We start from the raw sequence: 19,010 nt of genomic DNA, 5'->3' as shown, positions 1-19,010 counted from the left end.
GCCGTCGCGTGAGAACCATCGCGGTCATCGGTACCTCGCTCGCCGGCTTCCCGGCAGCACAACAGCTACGCCACCAAGGCTTCCAGGGCCACCTCGTACTCACGTACGGCGAACACGACGGTTAACCAGAAGCGTTCTCAGGAGTCCGCCGCCACCTCACCAGACCCCACCTCGTCCTGAAAACTGGACCTCGCTGCGACGATATCCCGCTGCCACGGCAGAGCGGGATATCGTCGCAGCATTCTTTATTTCGCACCTTTCGGTAACTTTTTTGAATCGGCCTAGATTCTTGACACCGCACCCGATACACGGCATTGTTTACACGCACTCGGCATATCGCCCACTTTTCAAGAATTGACAGGGCTTCTGATCGCCACGCAACGTCGAGATGTGCCGAAATATCCGGTTTGCTCCGAATCCGTCCGCACGGTCGGACCCCCAAACCCCTGTTCTCTTTAACGAAACGTGAGGAGGCGACGTCCACCGGACGTCAAACGGTATGGCTCCGCACAATCCCACCCCTCTCCCTGATACCTGCCCCGAAGCCGACAGACCGGCTCGGATCGACCGCACCGTCTTCGGAATCTCAGCCGCCCTCGCCCTGGCTTTCGTCATCTGGGGCTGGTGGCGCACCGACTCGCTCAGCACACTGTCCTCAAGGATGCTCGACTGGTTGATCACGAACGGGGGCTGGGCGTTCGTTCTCGTCGCCAGCGGCTTGGTGGTTTTCGCAGTGTGGCTGGCCGCTAGCCGCTACGGGCGGATCCCGCTTGGCACGGACGGCGAGCCCGCCGAGTTCAATACGGTGTCCTGGATAGCGATGATGTTCAGCGCCGGCATGGGCATCGGGTTGATGTTCTACGGCGTCAGCGAACCCCTCGCGCACTTCGCTGCCCCACCGCCCGGAACCATCCCTCCCGGTAGCGACGCGGCCATCGAGACTGCGATGGCCACCTCGCTGTTCCACTGGACGCTGCACCCGTGGGCGATCTACGCAGTGGTAGGACTGGCCATCGCCTACAGCAGCTTCCGCCGCGGGCGTCGCCAGTTGATCAGTTCGGTGTTCGCGCCACTACTCGGCCGGCGGACCGCCAATGGTCCCCTTGGCAAGCTGATCGACGTACTGGCCATCTTCGCGACATTGTTTGGTTCCGCCGCATCATTGGGACTCGGCACGTTGCAGATCGGCAGCGGTCTTCAGGCCAGCGGCTGGTTGTCCGGCTCCCCCGCCGTTGGCTTGCTGGTCGCTGTGATCGCGGTGCTGACCGTCGCATTCATCGCCTCGGCAGTGTCGGGTGTGGCCAAGGGGATCCAGTGGCTGTCCAACATCAACATGGTGCTCGCCGCGGTTCTCGCGGTGTTTCTGCTCGTGGTGGGGCCGACCGTGTTTATTCTCGACCTCGTGCCGGCAGCGATCGGAAACTACTTCAGCCACATAGGCGAGATGACCGCGCGGACCGGCGCGACCGGCGGCGCGACCATGCAGCAGTGGTTGTCGTCCTGGACGATCTTTTACTGGGCGTGGTGGATCTCGTGGACCCCGTTCGTGGGGATGTTCATCGCGCGCATCAGCCGCGGCCGCACCATCCGCCAGTTCGTGTGCGGTGCGATGCTCGTGCCTGCCGCGGTGAGCGTGGTCTGGTTCGCCATCTTCGGCGGCACTGCGATCGACGTGCAGCGCCACGGCACCGACCTGGCCGCCGCAGGCCCGCCGGAGGCGCAGCTGTTCGATGTGCTGGTGCACTTCCCGTTGGGCGCGGTCACCGGTGTGCTCGTCATGAGCCTCGTGGCGATCTTCTTCGTATCAGGCGCCGACGCTGCGTCCATGGTGATGGGCACGCTGTCGCAGCGCGGCTCGATCAATCCGCGGGGTTCGGTGGTCATCTTCTGGGGCGTAGCCACCGGAGCGGTCGCCGCGGTGATGCTGATGGTGGGGGGTGGTACCGATAATGCGCTCACTGGTCTGCAGAACCTGACGATCATCGTGGCAGCGCCTTTTACCGTGGTCATAGTCCTGCTCTGCGTGGCACTCTCGAGAGACTTGCGCAGTGACCCTCTGATCCTTCGCGCGGACAAGGGCGCCGAGGTCATCGAAGCGGCAGTCCTCGACGGCGATGACCGATATGACGGCGACTTCCAGCTCCAGGTCGCGAGCACCAACGATTCCAGCAGCTCTGATCCGACGGAGGCGGACCGGGAGACCCCGCAGGCCAGCAGCACCTTCCTGGCTGGCATGAACGATGTTGGCCCCGACAACGCTCAAAACATGTTCGAAACTCCTCGGACATAGGCCCGGAGCGCAACCACGCCGAAGTAGTCGATGTCCAAGCCTTCGTGCAGCTTTCGGCGCTCGGTGAATGCCGATACCCAACCCTATTCCGTTGCGCGCCCCGGAGAACTACGGTCGCAGCCCCGTAGGCTGGTTCAGCAGCCCACCATCTGGCTTGCGGGCAGTCTTTCTGAGTGGGTCTCTCGTTTTTTGGGTGTGTTCAGGGTGGTCGTGGTCGAGTCGGCGTGCTGCTTCGGCATGCGGTCATCAACCGGATCAATGGCCACCTTGATCATGGCCCGAGGACGGGAGACCGGCGACGTGCCTGCTCGAGCACCTGCCGGGTGCTCAGCCGATCCTGCACCGAGGCCGAGGTCACCATCACCGTCAGGCGCAGACCCCGACTGTCCAGCAGGTGCCGTTTGCGCCCTCCGGGGCGTTTGGCCACGTCATAGCCGCGTTGGGTACTGCCTTCGGCGGTCAGCACGGCCTGCGCGTCGATGATGCCCGCACCCGGTTGCCGCTCACGCCCCTTCGCAGCGCGCTCCTGGTCCCGCAGGGCCTCGTGCACCCGATCCCGGTGTCATCGGCCTGGCGCGGCCGGCATCAACGGCGCCAACACCCGCCCACTGCGTCTCGATCAGGTCCGTTCATGCCGAGCACACGCGCACACATCACATGATCACCCACCAGCACACAAGAGCGAGAAACCACTCAGCGCCCCGTTCGCGAACGCACTCGTGTCGCGCGGAGCTCAAGCAGCTGATGTTCCGTTACGCATTGCTCCCGCTATTGAGGGCTTGAAACGACAGCGGCTCCCCCGGCCAGATCGGCCAGGGGAGCCGCCCTCAACAATGGGTTTTCTTCTCAGCGCGTCGAGGTGCCCACGCTGGTCAATCGCATGTAATCCACTCGTCGAACTTGAGCCGGGCCACCCCGATGGTGGTCGACTCACCATGCCCGGTGTGCACTTCGGTCTCCGTCGGCAACGGCAACAGCTGGTCGCGGATAGACGCCACGATCACGTCGTAGTCCGAATAGGAGCGGCCGGTTGCTCCGGGGCCGCCCGCGAAGAGCGTGTCGCCGGTGAAAACCGTGGCAAGGCTCGGAACGTGCAGGCAGACCGCGCCCGGTGCGTGTCCCGGTGTGTGCAGCACGCGCAGCTCGCTACCGGCCACGTGGAAGACCTGGCCGTCGGCGAGCTCGCCGTCAGGCTCGCGGCCCGGGTGGGTGAGGTCCCACAACACCCGGTCGTCCGGGTGCAGTAGCACCGGTGCGCCGACTTCCTCTGCCAGCTCCGGTGCTTTGCGCACGTGGTCATCATGGGCATGGGTGCATAGCACCGCCCGCACGCGGCGGTCGCCGACGAGTTCGCAGATCGCGGCGACGTCGTGCGGCGCATCGATGACCACGCATTCGTGATCATCACCCACCACCCACACGTTGTTGTCCACGTCGAACGTTCCCCCGTCCAACGAGAACGTGCCCGACGTGACGGTGTGGTCGATTCGCGCGGTCATCCGAACACCACCACCGAACGCAGCACCTCGCCGCGGTGCATCTTCTCGAACGCCTGCTCCACCTGCTCCAATGCGATCTCCTCGGTGACGAACTTCTCCAGCGGCAAGCGACCCTGCTGATACATCTCGACCAACATCGGGAAGTCCCTGCCGGGCAGGCAGTCGCCGTACCAGCTCGACTTGAGCGCGCCACCACGAGCGAAAACATCGATCAATGGCAACTCCAGTCGCATCTCCGGGGAAGGAACCCCGACGAGCACCACCGTGCCCGCCAGATCCCGGGCGTAGAACGACTCAGTGTAGGTATTCGGGACTCCGACCGCGTCCACCACCAGGTCGGCGCCATGACCGCCGGTGAGCTCCCGGATGGCCTCCACCGTGTCGCTCTCGGTGGCGTTGACCGTGTGCGTGGCACCGAACTGGCGCGCCCACTCCAACTTCACCGGATCGGTGTCCACGGCGATGATCCGCCGGGCCCCGGCCAGATGCGCACCGGCGACCGAGCCACTGCCGACGCCACCGCAGCCGATCACCGCCACCGAGTCGCCAGGACCGGCATGTCCGGTGTTGACCGCCGCACCGATCCCCGCCATCACGCCACATCCCAGGAGACCGACCACCGCGGGCCGGGCGGAAGGGTCCACCTTCGTGCACTGCCCGGAGTGTACGAGCGTCTTCTCCGCAAATGCACCGATTCCCAACGCCGGCGACAACGGCGTTCCGTCGTCGAGTGTCATGGGCTGAGCGGCGTTGTGGGTGTCGAAGCAGTACTGCGACCTACCGCGCTTGCACGCGCGGCACACGCCGCAGACCGCGCGCCAGTTCAGCACTACGAAATCGCCCGGTTCGAGATCGTGCACCCCGTCGCCGACGGAATCGACCACTCCCGCAGCCTCATGGCCGAGCAGGAACGGATATTCGTCGCTGATTCCACCCTCGCGGTAGTGCAGATCGGTATGGCAGACACCGCATGCCTGCACCCGCACCACTGCCTCACCCGGCCCGGGATCCGGGACATGGATCGTCGCCACTTCGACCGGCTTTCCTTTTCCGGCGGCCACGATCCCACGCACTTCAGTCACGACATACTCCTGTTCGGTTTCGTTGTCACACCGCCGCGCAACGGGAAAACCCTCGCCGCGCGGCTGAATCGGGAAGGTCATGCTCGACGACCGCTATGCCGTGCCCGTACTCGGAAGCGGCATCGACCAACCAGTCCGCGAGGTAGCGGGAGAACGAGGAGCGCACGAAGACCCGAACCCGGGAGTTCCACGGAACGGCGCACCAAGATGACCTCGACACGTGCGAGCATCGTCCGCGCGCCCCGCCCTGCCTCGAAGCTGCGGGGTGCAGCTCGAGGGCGCAGCCCTCGATCCAGCAGTTCCTCCGCCTCGTGTAGCCGGGGTCGAGGAATTCGGCCGCGTCCGGTCCCTGCACATCGACTTCGCCGAGGGTGGAGGCGTCCTGCATGCCCATTTCGGAGCGCACCGGGTCGCACTCACGCACCTGACATATCAATTGTCGCTTAGCCTAAGGAGCGGGTGACGCAGGGTCAAGACCGAGCCGAGAAGCCAGGTAGCAAGTGACCACGAACGCGTCAGTGGTCACCTTGAACGACAAGGGACCACAGGCCCCGGCGGGTCGAACCAGGAACGTCGACCGCCCCAACAGACCGTTCACCCGCGAGAGGAGCTCGCGGTCACATGAGTTTCCGCCTGCGTGTTGACCTCGCCCCTCGGCTGCACATACTCTGATGTCTAGTTGATATATCAGATCAGCGATATAGGTACACCTGAACGGTTTTTGCGTCGGCATTCACCGAGCATGGCCCGGTTGTCGCCTCCGACGCGGGACCTCGAAGCCAAGCAGCAGCATGCCGAAGCCCTTCCCTCGGCATGAGCCAGTACTCACGCCCTGTCCCTGCCCTGCCCTGTCGGACCGGTCGTCCCCACGAGCCACGTCATACCCCGCCTTCGTCCTCGCAGCGCGTGTTCGTCGAGGACAACCAGTTAGGAGACCAGCATGAGCACGACACCTCGCGTCGTCATCATCGGAGCCGGGATCGTCGGTGCGAACCTGGCTGACGAGCTCACCGGCCGCGGGTGGAACCAGGTCACCGTCCTCGACCAAGGGCCGCTGCCACTCACCGGCGGCTCGACCTCGCACGCGCCCGGCCTCGTCTACCAGACGGGCCAATCGAGAACGATGACCGAGTTCGCCACCTACACCGTCGAGAAGTTCAAGAGCCTGTACGCCGACGAGGGCTGGTGCTTCAACCAGGTCGGCGGGCTCGAGGTCGCCACCACCCCGGAACGGCTCGCCGACCTGCACCGCAAGCAGGGCTGGGCCACCTCCTGGGGAGTGCCCGGCGAGGTCATCGAGCCCGAGGAGTGCGCGAAGCTGCACCCGTTGCTCGATCCCGACCGGATTCTCGGCGGGTTCCACACACCGACGGACGGCCTGGCCAAGGCACCCCGGGCCGTGCTCGCCCTCGCACGTCGCGCCGTGGGGCGCGGCGCCCGGTTCCGCGGCGCGATCCACGTGCTGGGGATCAACCAGCAGGGCGGACGGGTCACCGGCGTGGAGACCGACCAGGGTGAGGTCCCCGCCGACATCGTGGTTTCCTGCGCCGGTTTCTGGGGTCAGCGGATCGGCGAGATGGCCGGCATGAACGTGCCGCTGCTGCCGATGGCCCACCAGTACGCCAAAACCGACCAGCTGCCCGAGCTCGCCGGGCGCAACGACGAGCACACCGAGGCCAACCTGCCGATCCTGCGCCACCAGGACCGGGACCTCTACTACCGCGAGCACGTCGATCGGCTGGGCATCGGCACCTACGCCCACCGCCCGATGCCGGTGCGCCTGGGCGATCTGCCCGAGCTCGACGACCCCTCCGAACGGGCCATGCCCTCGGTGCTGCCGTTCACCCAGGAGGACTTCGCGCCTTCCTGGGAGGACACCAAGCGGCTGCTGCCCGCTCTGGAGTCGGCCACGGTCGAGACGGGCTTCAACGGGGTCATGTCCTTCACGCCCGATGGTGGCCCGCTGGTCGGCGAGTCCCCGGACGTGGCGGGATTCTGGATCGCCGAGGCGGTGTGGGTAACCCATTCCGCGGGAGTGGGGCGCTCGGTGGCCCAGCTGCTGGTCGACGGGCGCAGTGAGCTCGATCTGCACGGTTGCGACGTGCACCGCTTCGACGAGATCGAGACCACGCCGGACTACGTCGAGGAGACCGCTGCGCGCAACTTCGTGGAGGTCTACGACGTCAAGCACCCGCTGCAACCCAAGTTCTCACCGCGCGATCTGCGGGTGAGCCCGTTCCACGCGCGTCAGAAGGAACTCGGCGCGGTGTTCCTGGAAGCCCACGGCTGGGAGCGCCCGCACTGGTACGAGGCGAACGCACCACTGGTCAAGGACCTGCCGTTGGAGTGGCAGCCGCCGGGGCGGGACGCCTGGGCGGCGATGTACCACAGCCCGATCGCCGCGGCCGAGGCGTGGAAGACCCGCACCGACGTGGCCATGTTCGACATGACCTCGCTCAAGCGGCTCGAGGTCAGCGGGCCCGGGGCGCTGGCGTTCCTGGACCGGCTCACCACCAACAAGCTCAACAAGTCCGTCGGCTCGGTGACCTACACGCTGATGCTCGACGAGGCCGGTGGCGTCCGCAGCGACCTCACAGTGGCGCGCCTGGGTGAGCAGCTGTTCCAGATCGGTGCCAACGGCAACCTGGACTTCGACCGCCTCCGCCGGGAACTGCCCGAGGACGGCAGCGTGCAGCTGCGCGACATTACCGGCGGCACCTGCTGTATCGGCGTGTGGGGTCCGCGGGCGCGCGACCTGGTGCAGCCGCTGAGCCGCGAGGACCTCTCGCATGAGGGCCTGAAGTTCTTCCGCTGCAAGCAGGTCCGCATCGCCGGCATCCCGGTCACCGCGATGCGGGTGTCCTACGTCGGCGAGCTGGGCTGGGAGCTCTACACCAACGCCGAGTACGGCCAGAAGCTCTGGGACGCGCTCTACGAAGCGGGCCGCGAGCACGGCGTGGTGGCCGCAGGGCGGGCCGCGTTCAACAGTCTGCGGCTGGAGAAGGGCTACCGCGCCTGGGGCGCGGACATGACCACAGAGCACAACCCCTACGAGGCCGGCGTCGGCTTCGCGGTGCGGATGCAGAAGGGCGATTTCGTCGGCCGCGACGCCCTCGCCCGGATCGAGCCCGACGCGGTCGCCCGACGGCTGACTTGCCTGACGATCGACGACGAGCGCAGCGTCGTGCTCGGCGCCGAGCCGGTATTCGTCGACGGGGTGCCCTCCGGCTACGTCACCTCCGCCGCGTTCTCGCACACCCTCGGCACCCCCATCGCTTACGCCTGGCTGCCGGCCGAGGCGGTCGAGGGCACCCAGATACGCATCCAGTACTTCGACCGCATGGTCGCCGCGACCGTCGCGGCCGAGCCCCTGGTCGACCCGGACATGCACCGCATCCGGCGATGATCGAAACGGCTCTCCTCTCCCACATCGGCAAGCCCGACTGCAAAGGACCCGCATGCGTTCAGACACCATCGATACCTTCCTGCACAACCTCGCCGCTCGAGTCCCGGCTCCGGGTGGAGGCGCCACCGCGGCGTTGCACGCGGCGCAGGCAGCAGCGCTGGTCGCAATGGTCGCCCGCTACAGCGATGGCCCGAAATACTCCGAGCACGCTGCGACCATCGAGAAAGTGCGGGAGACCGCAGACGACCTGTACACGCACTCGCTGACCCTGGCCGAGGAAGACGTCTCGGTGTTCACCGCCGTCGGCAATGCCTACGGGCTACCCAAGGCGACACCCGAGGAGAAGGCCGCCCGATCCCAGGCCATCATCACGGCCCTGGCGGAGGCCGGGCAAGTTTCCGCCCGCGTCATCGCGATCGCCGAACAGATCGTGTCCCTGGCCAAGGAGCTGCGTCCGCTGGGAAATCCCAACGTGGTCAGCGATATCGCGGCTGCCGCGGACGCCGCCCGTGCCGCGATCTCCACCGCGCGGGTCAACGTTGAGACCAACCTCGCCAGCCTCACCGAGCCAGGACATCGAGCCGAGCTGGCCGACGCTATCGCCAAAACCGACGACATTCTCCACCACGCCGACGAAGTCACCGCCGCCGTTCGGGAGCAGATTCTCAGATGACTACCATCCAACCGTCGATATCGGCCGGATTCGCCACCGAGACCACGAATGTCCTCAGTGGAATGGAACTCGCCCGCGAGATCCGCGCCCAGGTTTCCGCCGAAGCCGCCGAGCTCACCCTGGCCGACGTCACCCCGCGCTTGGCCGTGGTGGTCGCAACCGACGACGAATCCAGTTCCTGGTACGTCCGCTCGATCGCCAGGACAGCAGCAAAAGCCGGCATTCTGTGTGACATCGTCGACCTCGGCGCGGACGCGAGTCCGCACAGCATCCGCTCCACCCTGGAGACGCTCAGCGCCGACACGTCCGTGCATGGGATCATTCTCCAGACACCGTTGCCCACGGGCGCGAATTTCGAGGACCTGACCGCCTCGATCACCCCGGATAAGGACGTCGACGGAGCCAATCCCCTGTCACTGGGCCACCTCGCCGCGGGACTGCCGGCCTTCGCGCCGGCCACCGCCGCAGCGGTGCTGGCCCTGCTCGATCACCACGGGGTGCCGCTGGCCGGCCGCACCTGTGTCGTGGTCGGGCGCTCCAACGTGGTCGGCAAACCCGCGGCTCAACTGCTGCTGCAGCGCGACGCCACCGTGACGGTCTGCCACCGCTACACCGAGAACCTCGCTCGGTACACCCAGACCGCGGATGTCCTCGTGGTAGCGGTCGGACGTCCGGAACTCATCACGGCCCAGCACGTCAGCGAACACGCGATTGTCATCGACGTCGGCACGAACCCCACCACTGACGGTGGCCTTGTCGGCGACGTGGACAAGACCGCAGTCAGCGATCTGGTCCGCGGGCTGACTCCAGTACCCGGCGGGGTCGGACCTGTCACCACCGCATTGCTGCTCCACCACACGATCCAGAGCGCATCGTTGCACGCCTGACTACGGCGCCTGCGCCATGTGGCCTCAGTATCCCTAGGAGCTCCATGACGACTACATCAGAACACGTCACCAGCGAGCCGAACCCGCCTCCCAGTGCACAACCTGCCGGCATGGCGACGCTGTTGCGAAAGCTGCGCGATCCGCGGCCGCTCCTGTGCGGGATCGTCAACGCCACCCCGGACTCCTTCTCCGAGGGGGGTTCCTACCTCGACTGCGAAGCGGCAGTCGAGCACGGCCTGCTCCTGGCCGTCGATGGCGCCGACCTCCTCGACGTCGGAGGCCCGGTGCGTCACCGTCAGCCGTCCTCGGTCACCGCAGCTGTGCTGGCGACTCAGCGCGGAGCGAAGATCCGGCGGGTCCACGATGTCGCGGCAACCGGCGACGCACTGACACGGCTCGACGCACACACTTCGGCGAAGGCACCACGATGAACGCGGCAGTCGCACGACCCCGCCGTCCAGGGCATTGTCGGGGCGGCTCAGGTGGCCGACCTGATCGCCTTCTCAAAACCGATGACGTGCTCGTGGGCGAGTTCCCCGACCTTGTCCACTTCGCCTTCGGTGATCCCGCGAAGCAGCGCGACGTGTTCTCCCACATGCCGGTCGAAGCGCTGCATCCGGTCGAGGAACAGGCAGAAGATCCGCGTGGCGAGGTTGTTGTAACGGATCAGCGTGTCCTCCAGATGCGGATTACCGGCGGCACGGTAGATCCCTCGGTGCACGCGCAGGTCCCACCGCATCAGGTCGGAACGTTCGAGGGTCGCCACATCGAGCGCCTCGATCTTGTCGGCGAGTTCGGCGAGTTGGATCTTGATCTCGCGTCCGGCGGTCTGCGCGGCCCGGCGCGCCGCCAACGGCTCCAGCTGCACGCGGATCTCGGAGATGTAGGCAAGGTCGGTGATGTCCACTCCGGTCGCGAAGGTGCCACGGCGCGGGTAGGAAACCACCAGCCGCTCCCCTTGCAGACGCTTGAGCGCCTCTCGGACCGGGGTGCGACCGATCCCCAGGGATTCACTCAGGGCCGCGTCGTCGATCGGCGCCAACGGCGGAAGGTCCAGCATGATCAACAGATCCTGGATCGCGACGTAGGCACGGTCGGCCAGTGAGGTGGGGGTCGGCTCGAGCTCCTGCGAGGTAGTGGTCACGGTTTCATTTTAGGGCCTGAAAGCAGAATTCCAACACAAGGGCCCAGCAGAGCTATGCCACTTACATGTGACTGATATTTTAATTGTTTTTCTGCGGTCCCCGCTCCGGTGACCCAGCCAACACCCACCTCGGGGGTGCGTATGACCATCTCGGTGTTCGACCTGTTCAAGGTAGGCATCGGACCATCCAGCTCGCACACGGTCGGTCCGATGCGGGCGGCCTACCTCTTCGCAACGAGGCTGGGCGAGTCGGGGGCCCTGCGCCGAACCGCCACCGTGCGGTGCGAGCTGTTCGGATCCCTCGGCGCGACCGGGCACGGCCACGGCAGCGTCAAGGCCGTTGTCCTCGGGTTGGCGGGTGAACAGCCCCACCTCGTGGACCCGATCGCGGCCGAACCAACGGCCCGCGCGGTAGGCGACGAGGGATGGATCCTGCTCGGCGGTGATCACAAGATCGCGTTCTCCACCGACGAGGACATCGTCCTTCACCGCAACAAGCGCTTGGACTTCCACAGCAACGGCATGGTGTTCGAGGCCGTCGACGCCGAGGGCACCGTGCTCGAGCACCGCGAGTACTACTCGGTCGGTGGCGGCTTCGTCCTCGACGAGGATGAGACGGGCCAACCGGTGCTCGTCGAAGACGACTCCCCCGTGCCCTATCCGTTCAGCACCGGGGACCAACTGCTCGCCCACGCTCATGAGACGGGTTTGCGGATCAGCGACATCGTGCTGGCCAACGAACTCAAGTGGCGCAGCGAGGAAGACATTCGCGAGGGCTTGCTGCACATCTGGTCGGTGATGCAGGAATGCGTCCAGCAGGGGACCAACACCACTGGCGTTCTTCCCGGTGGACTCAAAGTCCGGCGCCGGGCCAACGAGTTGCACAAGCGACTGGAGTCCGACGCCAACCAGCCCGACGCTCTGCACGCCATGGAGTGGGTCACGCTTTATGCGCTTGCCGTCAACGAGGAGAACGCAGCAGGCGGTCGGGTGGTGACCGCCCCCACCAACGGCGCTGCAGGAATCGTTCCTGCAGTGCTGCACTACAGCCAGAAGTTCCTGCCGGAGTTCTCCGACGACGCCACCGTGCGATTCCTGCTCACCGCAGCTGCGATCGGGGTGTTGTTCAAGGAGAACGCCTCGATCTCGGGCGCTGAGGTCGGCTGTCAGGGCGAGGTCGGCTCGGCCTGTTCCATGGCGGCGGCCGGACTGGCCGAGATCATCGGTGGCACTCCGGAACAGGTGGAGAACGCCGCCGAGATCGGCATCGAGCACAACCTCGGCCTGACCTGCGACCCGGTGGGCGGACTCGTGCAGATCCCCTGCATCGAACGCAATGCCGTCGCCTCGGTCAAAGCGATCACCGCGGCCCGGATGGCCGTGCGCGGTGATGGCAAGCACCACGTCTCGCTGGACAAGGCCATCAAGACGATGCGCGAGACGGGAGCCGACATGAAGGACAAGTACAAGGAGACTGCCCGCGGAGGGCTGGCTCTCAACATCGTGGAATGCTGAGGAAAATCCCCATGACGCTTTCGTTCATCCTCACCTTGAGCTGCCCGAACCGGACCGGCATCGTCCGCGCGGTCAGCGCCTATCTCTTCGAGCACGGCTGTGACATCGGCGAGTACCAGCAGTTCGACGACGCGGTACGCGACCGGCTGTTCCTGCGCACGCAGGTCAACGCGGAAAGTGAGATCGACCTCGACGAGATCGCACGCGGATTCGAGCCCATCGCCGCGGACTTCGAGATGACTTACACCTTCTCCGACAACCGCAACGCCCGGATGCTGGTGATGGTCTCCAAGCTCGGGCACTGCCTCAACGACCTGATTTTCCGCTGGCGGGCGGGCAATCTCGGTGCCGACATCGTCGCCGTGGTGTCCAACCACGAGGACCTCCGGCCCATGGCCGAAGGCAACGGCCTGCCCTTCGTCCACGTGCCGGTCACTCCCGAAACCAAGTCCGAGGGCGAAGCCCGGTTGCTGCAACTGGTCGAGGAGTACGACGCGGAACTGGTGGTCCTCGCCCGCTACATGCAGGTGCTATCCGACCAAACCTGCAAGGCCCTGCACGGCCGGGCGATCAACATCCACCACTCATTCCTTCCCGGGTTCAAGGGCGCCAAACCCTACCACCAGGCGTACGACCGCGGGGTCAAACTCGTCGGCGCCACGGCACACTACGTCACTCCGGACCTCGACGAAGGCCCGATCATCGAGCAGGAAGTGATCCGGATCGACCACACCTACGATCCCAAGGCCTTGCAGACGGTCGGTCGCGATGCAGAAGCCCTGGCACTGTCCCGTGCGGTGCGCTGGCACTGCGAGCGCCGCGTGCTGCTCAGCGGGCAGAGCACCGTAGTGTTCGACTGAGCACCGCTCTTGCGCTCGGGACAGTCCATGGGTGCCGACGACTCAACGACTCCGAATACGCCGCTGGAGAGCAGTCCGGAGCTCTCCAGCGGCGCACGGTTCGACGACCTGCGCGCCGGCACCAGCACCGGCTTCTCAGCGCCAGAGAAGGCGCTCACCCCGCACCGGCAGGAGGACGTCATGAGGTCCTTGCCACCGTGCAACAAGCCACTGAGAACGGCAGGTGGGCTTGGCTACCTCGCCCACGAAGCCGCCGCCGGGCTGGATCCCGACCTGGAGTGCCCCCCCCCGGACTCCCACGGGCCTCCGCTGGCCTGGTTCGGCTTGACCGGCCCACCACACGCGGTGCTTGACCTCGAATACCGGCCGGTAGCCCACGCCCAGGACACGACGTCGCGTGCCCGTCCGGCCACGGTGAGCGGTCCCACCGACGCGGACCCCATCTGCTCCTCGGCCGCCAGCGTGTCAGGCTGTTTCGGTGCACCGAGTTCCGGATGCGCAGCACCCCCCGGCGCACCGTTGCCCAGCCCCCGACTTCGTTCTCCCTCGGATCAACCGGGGTCGCCGACAGGCTCCAGCCGGACCACGATTCCCTTGGACGTCGGCGTGTTGCTGATGTCGGCCACGCTGTCCAGGGGGACCAGGACGTTGGTCTCCGGGTAGTACGCGGCGGCGGATCCAGGCGTCGTCGGGTAGCCGACGACGCGGAAGCCCGCGGCGCGGCGCTCCTCTCCCCCGCGCCACACGCTGACCAGGTCAACCTCACTGCGGTCGGCGATCCCGAGGGTCGCTAGGTCCGAAGGGTTGACCAGGACCACCCGCCGAGCGCCGTGGATGCCTCGGTATCGGTCGTTCATCGCGTAGGGGATGGTGTTCCACTGGTCGTGCGAACGCAGAGTCTGGAGCACGAGGTGCCCGGCCGGTGCAGCCAGCATCTCGAACTCGTTGCACGTGAAGGTCGCTTTCCCGGTCGCGGTGCGGAACAGCCCGTGGTTGGCCGGATTGGGCAGCCGGAATCCACCCGGTTCGGCCACGCGGGCGTTGAAGTCCTCGAACTCCGGGACCACGCGGGAGATCCGATCTCGGATCGTACCGTAGTCCGCCTCGAATTCCTCCCACGGAATGGCGGGATTCCCACCCAGAGTCCGGCGAGCTATCCTGCTGATGATCGCCACCTCGCTGAGCAGCACGTCCGAAGCTGGTTCCAGCCGCCCTCGAGAGGCGTGCACTTCGCTCATCGAGTCCTCGACCGTCACGAATTGCTCGCCGGTGGCCTGCACGTCGCGGTCACTGCGGCCCAGTGTGGGCAGGATCAGCGCGATCTCCCCGCATACCGCGTGCGAGCGGTTGAGCTTGGTGGAGATGTGCGCGGTGAGCCGGCAATTGCGCATGGCCTCCTCTGTGACCTCGCTGTCGGGCGTCGCGCGCACGAAGTTGCCGGCGACACCGAGGAAGAACTTGGCGCGGCCGTCGCGCATCGCCCGGATGGCATCCACCGAGTCCAAACCGTGCTCGGCTGGCGGAGTGAAGCCGAACTCGCTTTCCAGCGCATCGAGGAACTCCTGCGGCATCCGTTCCCAGATGCCCATCGTGCGGTCGCCCTGCACGTTGCTGTGGCCGCGTACCGGGCAGGCGCCTGTACCGGTTTTGCCAATGTTCCCGCGCAGCAGCAGGAAGTTGACGACCTCGCGGATGGTGGGGACACCGTGCTTGTGTTGGGTCAGGCCCATGGCCCAGCAGACGATGATCCGCTCGCTGCGGAGGACGCGGTCGCGGACCTCCTCAATCTCCTCCTGGCCCAGTCCGGTGGTGGCCAGGACGTCGTCCCAGCCAACCGCGCGGACGTGCTCGGCGAACTCCTGGAACCCGCTGGTGTGCTCGGCGATGAACGCGCTGTCGAGCACGGTACCCAACGAGGCGTCCTCCGCCTCCAGCAACAGCGAGTTCAACGCTTGGAACAACGCGAGATCACCGCCGGGGCGGATCTGTAGGAACTGGTCGGCGATCGCGGTACCCCGGCCGATCACGCCTCGGATCTTCTGCGGATGCTTGAACCGCATCAATCCGGCTTCGGGCAGCGGGTTCACGGCGACGACCTGACCACCGTTGCGCTTGGTCTCTTCCAGCGCCGAGAGCATCCGCGGGTGATTGGTGCCCGGGTTCTGCCCCACGACGAAGACCAGGTCGGCGTGGTGAAGGTCGTCGAGGCTCACCGTGCCCTTGCCGACACCGAGAGTCTCCTGCATCGCCGAGCCGCTGGACTCGTGGCACATGTTGCTGCAGTCGGGCAGGTTGTTCGTGCCGAACGCGCGGGCGAACAGCTGCAGCAGGAACGCGGCCTCGTTGTTGAGCCGCCCCGAGGTGTAGAACAACGCCTCATCGGGAGTACCGAGGCCCCGCAGCTCCTCAGCGAGCAGGCCGAACGCTTCGTCCCAGCTGATCGGCTCGTAGTGGTCCGAGCCGGATCGTTTGACCATCGGTTCGGTCAGCCTGCCCTGTTGGTTGAGCCAGTAGTCGGACTTGCCGGCCAGCTCGGAAATGCCGTGCTGGGCGAAGAAATCGGCGCTGACCCGGCGCGTGGTCGCCTCGTCGTTGATGTGCTTGGCGCCGTTCTCGCAGTACTCATTGAGGTGCCGATGCTTCGGGTCGCCTTCCGGCCACGCGCAGCCGGGGCAGTCGATCCCCTTGTCCTGGTTCACGTTGAGCAAGGTCAGGGCGGTCCGGCGCACCGAGGTCTGGCTCAGCGAGTACTGAAGGGCGTGGGCCACCCCGGGGACACCAGTCGCCCAAGTCTTGGGGGAGGTGACCGAAAGTTCGTCACTCGGGTCTTCGATGGAGCTCATCCTCGCCTCTGTTTCTTCGGCGTCCGCTTGTTGTTCCCCCGCGCGATGCCCAGGACGTCCGGGACAGCCCGACTACCGCCCTCGAACGGACTCACCCGTCGAAGGCAGCACGTGCACTCATCGGACGAGCCGAGCTGCCGGAACAGCATTCATCCACCTCACGACTCCGCCGTACGGCTCCGCGCAGAAGCTCATCGTCGAACGCGGTGAGCGTTGCGGGTTCGGCAGTCAGCCGGTTCGCGATGGCCGACTGCGGTATTGGGACGGCTTCAGCCGGATGGGGCGATGAGACCGGGTTGGGCGATTTGCCGTCGAGTTCTTGCGAAGGCTTTGGGTTGGTTGAAGGCGAGCACGGCGACGAGTTGGCCGTCATGTTCGTAGTGCACGAGGAAGCTGCGGGCGTCGATGTCGCCGCCGACGACGCGGACCTCGGCTCCAGGAGGGACCGATCCGGCGAACTGGATGCGGACGCCGTACTGATCGGACCAGAAGTAGGGAGTTTCGTTGTGGTGTTCGACGGTGTTGCCCGCCAGCAGATTTCGCATCGCTGCGCGTGGCTGGTTGGTGGCCGCTGTCCAGTGCTCAGCGCGAGTGGCGTAGCCGAGATGAGGGCGGTGGACGTGGGCAACGTCGCCGACGGCAGCGATGTTGGGTAGGTCGGTGATGCCGCCCGCGTCGCAGCGGACACCGTCGTCGAGCCCCAGGCCAGAGTCGGCCAGCCACCCGATGTTGGGGCGGACGCCGATGCCGACCACCACGATGTCTGCTGGCAGCTCCTCTCCTGTGACGAGGCGAATCCCGGTCACGCGGCCGGCAGCCGAGCGGATGTCGCCGACGCCGACGCCGAACCGCGTCCGCACTCCATGATCACTGTGCAGTTCGGCGCATGCCGCAGCCATGTCCTGGCCCAATGCGTGGGCGAGGGGAAGCTCAGCGGCTTCGACCACGGTCACCTCGGCGCCGAGGTGCGAGCACGAGGATGCCACCTCAGCCCCGACGAAGCCGGCTCCGATCACCACGACCCGGGAGGCGCTTGTCAACTCCTCGTGCAATGCTGCGGCGTCGTCGAGCGTGCGCAGCGTGTGGATGCCGGCGATTCCGTCCGTGCCGGGCAGGCATCGGGGGGTGGCCCCGGTGGCGACGACGACGCCGTCCACCCCGATCCGTTCACCGCTGAGCAACTCCACCGACGCGTCGGCAGAATGCAACCGCACGGCGGGGTCGCCGATGTGCCATCGGGCTTCGAGTTCGTCGAGGTCGGACTGGTCGCCGAGCGCGAGGGCGTCCCGGTCGATCTTGCCCTGGAGGAAGTCCTTTGACAGCGGCGGGCGGTCGTACGGAGGGTGCACTTCTTCCCCGACGAGGACGAGCTGGCCGTCGAAGCCTTGGTGGCGGAGTTGTTCCGCTGCCGAGAAGCCGGCGAGGGAGGTGCCAATGACGGCGATGGACCTCACGCGACGACCTCCTGGCCCTGTTCGTGCGCGGGCTGCACGACGTGCCCGGCCACGTGCACATAGATCACACCGTCCTCGACGGTGACCGGGTGCGTCCGTACCGGCCGCTTGGCGGGCAGGCATGTCGGCATCCCGGTGCGCAGATCGAAGAATGCGGCGTGCAACGGGCACTCGACGAAGCATTCCTCCAGGAACCCGTCGGACAATGACGCGTCCTGATGCGTGCAGGAGTCGTCGACTGCGTAGAACTCACCGTCGGCGTTGAACACCGCCACGGCCACATCCGCGAAAATCCGGGTCGCCTCCCCGGGCGGCAGCTCCCCGGCACGGCACACGGCGATCATCAGCTCTCCATTGTTGCGCATAGTGAAACCGGAATCTTATTACGCAACAAGAATCGCCGATCGGTCAGACCGCGTCAAGAGAGCAGCCGACGGCTCTCCAGAGAATTTTCCCGCCTCTCGCAGGGGTTTTGGCCAGTAACCACCCGCCACTGGCTACCGCGAGGTAGCCAGTGGCGCACCCCTTGACAGAAGCATCCCCTGGCTGCATCGTTTTGCTCGCGTCGAGCAACTCAGTGCTCCATGCGCCCACGCCTCCGTGGCTTCGCTTTGCTTCACCTTCACTTCCGGTCCTCGCGCTCAGAGGAGATCTGCCGTGCAAAACAAGGTCCGAGGCGTCGTGGCGCCCAAGAAGGGTTCTCCCGTCGAGGTAGTCGACATGCTCGTACCGAACCCCGGCCCCGGCAAGGCACTCGTCGAAGTGCAGGCGTGCGGGGTCTGCCCCACCGACCTGTTCTACCGCGAAGGCGGGATTGGGGCCGAGTTCCCGTACCTGCTCGGGCATGAAGCAGCCCGAATCGTCGAAGTCGTAAGGCCCGGCGTTACGGACGTGCGCCCCGGTACTGGTGGGTGCTCCGAGCCCGGAGATGGAATTCGGCCTGTTTTCGATCGACGCGTTCTCCCGCGGCGGGGCCGTCGAGTCCTCGTGGTACGGCAACTGCCTGCCCGACCGCGATTCCACCGTGCTGGTCGAACTGAACCAGCCAGGACGAATCGATCTGGACGCATTCGTCACTGAACGGATCGCGCTGGACGAGGTCGAGGCGGTCTTCGACGGATGCGCAGCGGCGAGGTGCTGTGCTCCGCGGTGGTGCTGTGACCCCAGCTGGCGGAAGCGCAAGCAACTCCCCGAATTGATCGGAACTTCCAGGAGAAGCGAGCCGGTCGACGTCGCGGACGCGTGCTGACGTGAGCCACGAGCGCATCGCGACAGTGAGTGCTTGCGCTCCTGCCCCTCCGGGGTCGCGGTGGCCCCGGGGCGCGTCTCCCCCTTGTCGAGGTCGGGCCGAAGTTGC

At 66.2% G+C, this 19,010-nt stretch carries 16 protein-coding genes and 1 pseudogene; 9 read left to right on the top strand and 8 right to left on the bottom strand.

Annotation, left to right across the window (positions count from 1 at the left end):
• Positions 1-499 precede the first annotated feature (499 nt).
• Positions 500-2,290, top strand: coding sequence for a BCCT family transporter (locus ACYVAN_RS12195; RefSeq protein WP_460958909.1), 1,791 nt, complete (start codon positions 500-502; stop codon positions 2,288-2,290).
• A gap of 271 nt (positions 2,291-2,561) precedes the next feature.
• Here ACYVAN_RS12195 and ACYVAN_RS12190 read toward each other — a convergent pair whose 3' ends face one another.
• The 4 genes from ACYVAN_RS12190 to ACYVAN_RS12175 all read right to left on the bottom strand — a co-directional run bounded on the left by ACYVAN_RS12190 (position 2,562) and on the right by ACYVAN_RS12175 (position 5,295).
• Positions 2,562-2,840, bottom strand: a complete 279-nt coding sequence (locus ACYVAN_RS12190) for a transposase (protein WP_460958907.1) — start codon at positions 2,838-2,840, stop codon at positions 2,562-2,564.
• Positions 2,841-3,162: 322 nt separating this feature from the next.
• Complete coding sequence (locus ACYVAN_RS12185) at positions 3,163-3,789, bottom strand: MBL fold metallo-hydrolase (RefSeq protein WP_460958905.1); 627 nt, start codon at positions 3,787-3,789, stop codon at positions 3,163-3,165.
• On the bottom strand, positions 3,786-4,871 hold the full coding sequence (locus tag ACYVAN_RS12180; RefSeq protein ID WP_460958903.1) for an S-(hydroxymethyl)mycothiol dehydrogenase: 1,086 nt from the start codon (positions 4,869-4,871) through the stop codon (positions 3,786-3,788). Before ACYVAN_RS12180 ends, ACYVAN_RS12185 begins: the two co-directional genes overlap by 4 nt.
• Before the next feature lie 25 nt (positions 4,872-4,896).
• The gene (locus tag ACYVAN_RS12175; protein WP_460958901.1) at positions 4,897-5,295 is read right to left on the bottom strand and encodes a hypothetical protein; all 399 of its coding nucleotides are present in this window, start codon (positions 5,293-5,295) and stop codon (positions 4,897-4,899) included.
• Positions 5,296-5,811: 516 nt separating this feature from the next.
• On the opposite strand from ACYVAN_RS12175, the gene ACYVAN_RS12170 reads away from it, so the two are divergent.
• Genes ACYVAN_RS12170 through ACYVAN_RS12155 form a run of 4 tightly spaced genes read left to right on the top strand, consistent with a single transcriptional unit; the run spans position 5,812 to position 10,268 of the window.
• Positions 5,812-8,277: a GcvT family protein gene (locus ACYVAN_RS12170; protein WP_460958899.1), complete on the top strand. Its 2,466-nt coding sequence runs from the start codon at positions 5,812-5,814 to the stop codon at positions 8,275-8,277.
• A 52-nt stretch (positions 8,278-8,329) separates the two neighbouring features.
• Positions 8,330-8,950 carry a cyclodeaminase/cyclohydrolase family protein gene (locus tag ACYVAN_RS12165; protein WP_460958897.1) on the top strand — a complete coding sequence of 207 codons (621 nt, stop codon included), beginning with the start codon at positions 8,330-8,332 and terminating at the stop codon, positions 8,948-8,950.
• The gene (locus ACYVAN_RS12160) at positions 8,947-9,837 is read left to right on the top strand and encodes a bifunctional 5,10-methylenetetrahydrofolate dehydrogenase/5,10-methenyltetrahydrofolate cyclohydrolase (RefSeq protein ID WP_460958895.1); all 891 of its coding nucleotides are present in this window, start codon (positions 8,947-8,949) and stop codon (positions 9,835-9,837) included. Before ACYVAN_RS12165 ends, ACYVAN_RS12160 begins: the two co-directional genes overlap by 4 nt.
• A 44-nt stretch (positions 9,838-9,881) precedes the next feature.
• Positions 9,882-10,268: a dihydropteroate synthase gene (locus tag ACYVAN_RS12155; RefSeq protein ID WP_460958893.1), complete on the top strand. Its 387-nt coding sequence runs from the start codon at positions 9,882-9,884 to the stop codon at positions 10,266-10,268.
• Between the two features lie 47 nt (positions 10,269-10,315).
• Here the strand turns inward: ACYVAN_RS12155 and ACYVAN_RS12150 are convergent, their stop codons facing one another.
• Positions 10,316-10,981 (bottom strand): GntR family transcriptional regulator, encoded by a 666-nt coding sequence (locus tag ACYVAN_RS12150; protein ID WP_460958891.1) that lies wholly within the window; start codon positions 10,979-10,981, stop codon positions 10,316-10,318.
• A gap of 141 nt (positions 10,982-11,122) precedes the next feature.
• Between ACYVAN_RS12150 and ACYVAN_RS12145 the strand changes: the two genes are divergently transcribed.
• Both ACYVAN_RS12145 and purU read left to right on the top strand, forming a co-directional pair.
• The gene (locus ACYVAN_RS12145; RefSeq protein ID WP_460958889.1) at positions 11,123-12,496 is read left to right on the top strand and encodes an L-serine ammonia-lyase; all 1,374 of its coding nucleotides are present in this window, start codon (positions 11,123-11,125) and stop codon (positions 12,494-12,496) included.
• A gap of 11 nt (positions 12,497-12,507) precedes the next feature.
• On the top strand, positions 12,508-13,356 hold the full coding sequence (gene purU / locus ACYVAN_RS12140) for a formyltetrahydrofolate deformylase (protein ID WP_460958887.1): 849 nt from the start codon (positions 12,508-12,510) through the stop codon (positions 13,354-13,356).
• A 551-nt stretch (positions 13,357-13,907) separates the two neighbouring features.
• On the opposite strand, the gene ACYVAN_RS12135 is transcribed toward purU, so the two are convergent.
• The 3 genes from ACYVAN_RS12135 to ACYVAN_RS12125 form a co-directional block, all read right to left on the bottom strand.
• Positions 13,908-16,199, bottom strand: a complete 2,292-nt coding sequence (locus ACYVAN_RS12135; RefSeq protein WP_460958885.1) for an FdhF/YdeP family oxidoreductase — start codon at positions 16,197-16,199, stop codon at positions 13,908-13,910.
• A gap of 269 nt (positions 16,200-16,468) precedes the next feature.
• Positions 16,469-17,653, bottom strand: coding sequence for an NAD(P)/FAD-dependent oxidoreductase (locus ACYVAN_RS12130; RefSeq protein ID WP_460958883.1), 1,185 nt, complete (start codon positions 17,651-17,653; stop codon positions 16,469-16,471).
• Positions 17,650-18,018: a bifunctional 3-phenylpropionate/cinnamic acid dioxygenase ferredoxin subunit gene (locus ACYVAN_RS12125; protein ID WP_460958881.1), complete on the bottom strand. Its 369-nt coding sequence runs from the start codon at positions 18,016-18,018 to the stop codon at positions 17,650-17,652. The genes ACYVAN_RS12130 and ACYVAN_RS12125 overlap by 4 nt, the downstream gene beginning before the upstream one ends.
• Positions 18,019-18,373: 355 nt before the next feature.
• Between ACYVAN_RS12125 and ACYVAN_RS12120 the strand changes: the two are divergent.
• Together ACYVAN_RS12120 and ACYVAN_RS12115 are read left to right on the top strand one after the other, a co-directional pair.
• A pseudogene (locus tag ACYVAN_RS12120) lies at positions 18,374-18,547 on the top strand (alcohol dehydrogenase catalytic domain-containing protein); the annotation flags it as partial.
• Between the two features lie 13 nt (positions 18,548-18,560).
• Positions 18,561-18,902, top strand: a complete 342-nt coding sequence (locus ACYVAN_RS12115; RefSeq protein WP_460959981.1) for a hypothetical protein — start codon at positions 18,561-18,563, stop codon at positions 18,900-18,902.
• Positions 18,903-19,010: the final 108 nt, after the last annotated feature.

The sequence above is a fragment of the Parasphingorhabdus pacifica genome (assembly GCF_054779195.1).
This window is presented reverse-complemented; position numbering and strand designations above follow the sequence as displayed.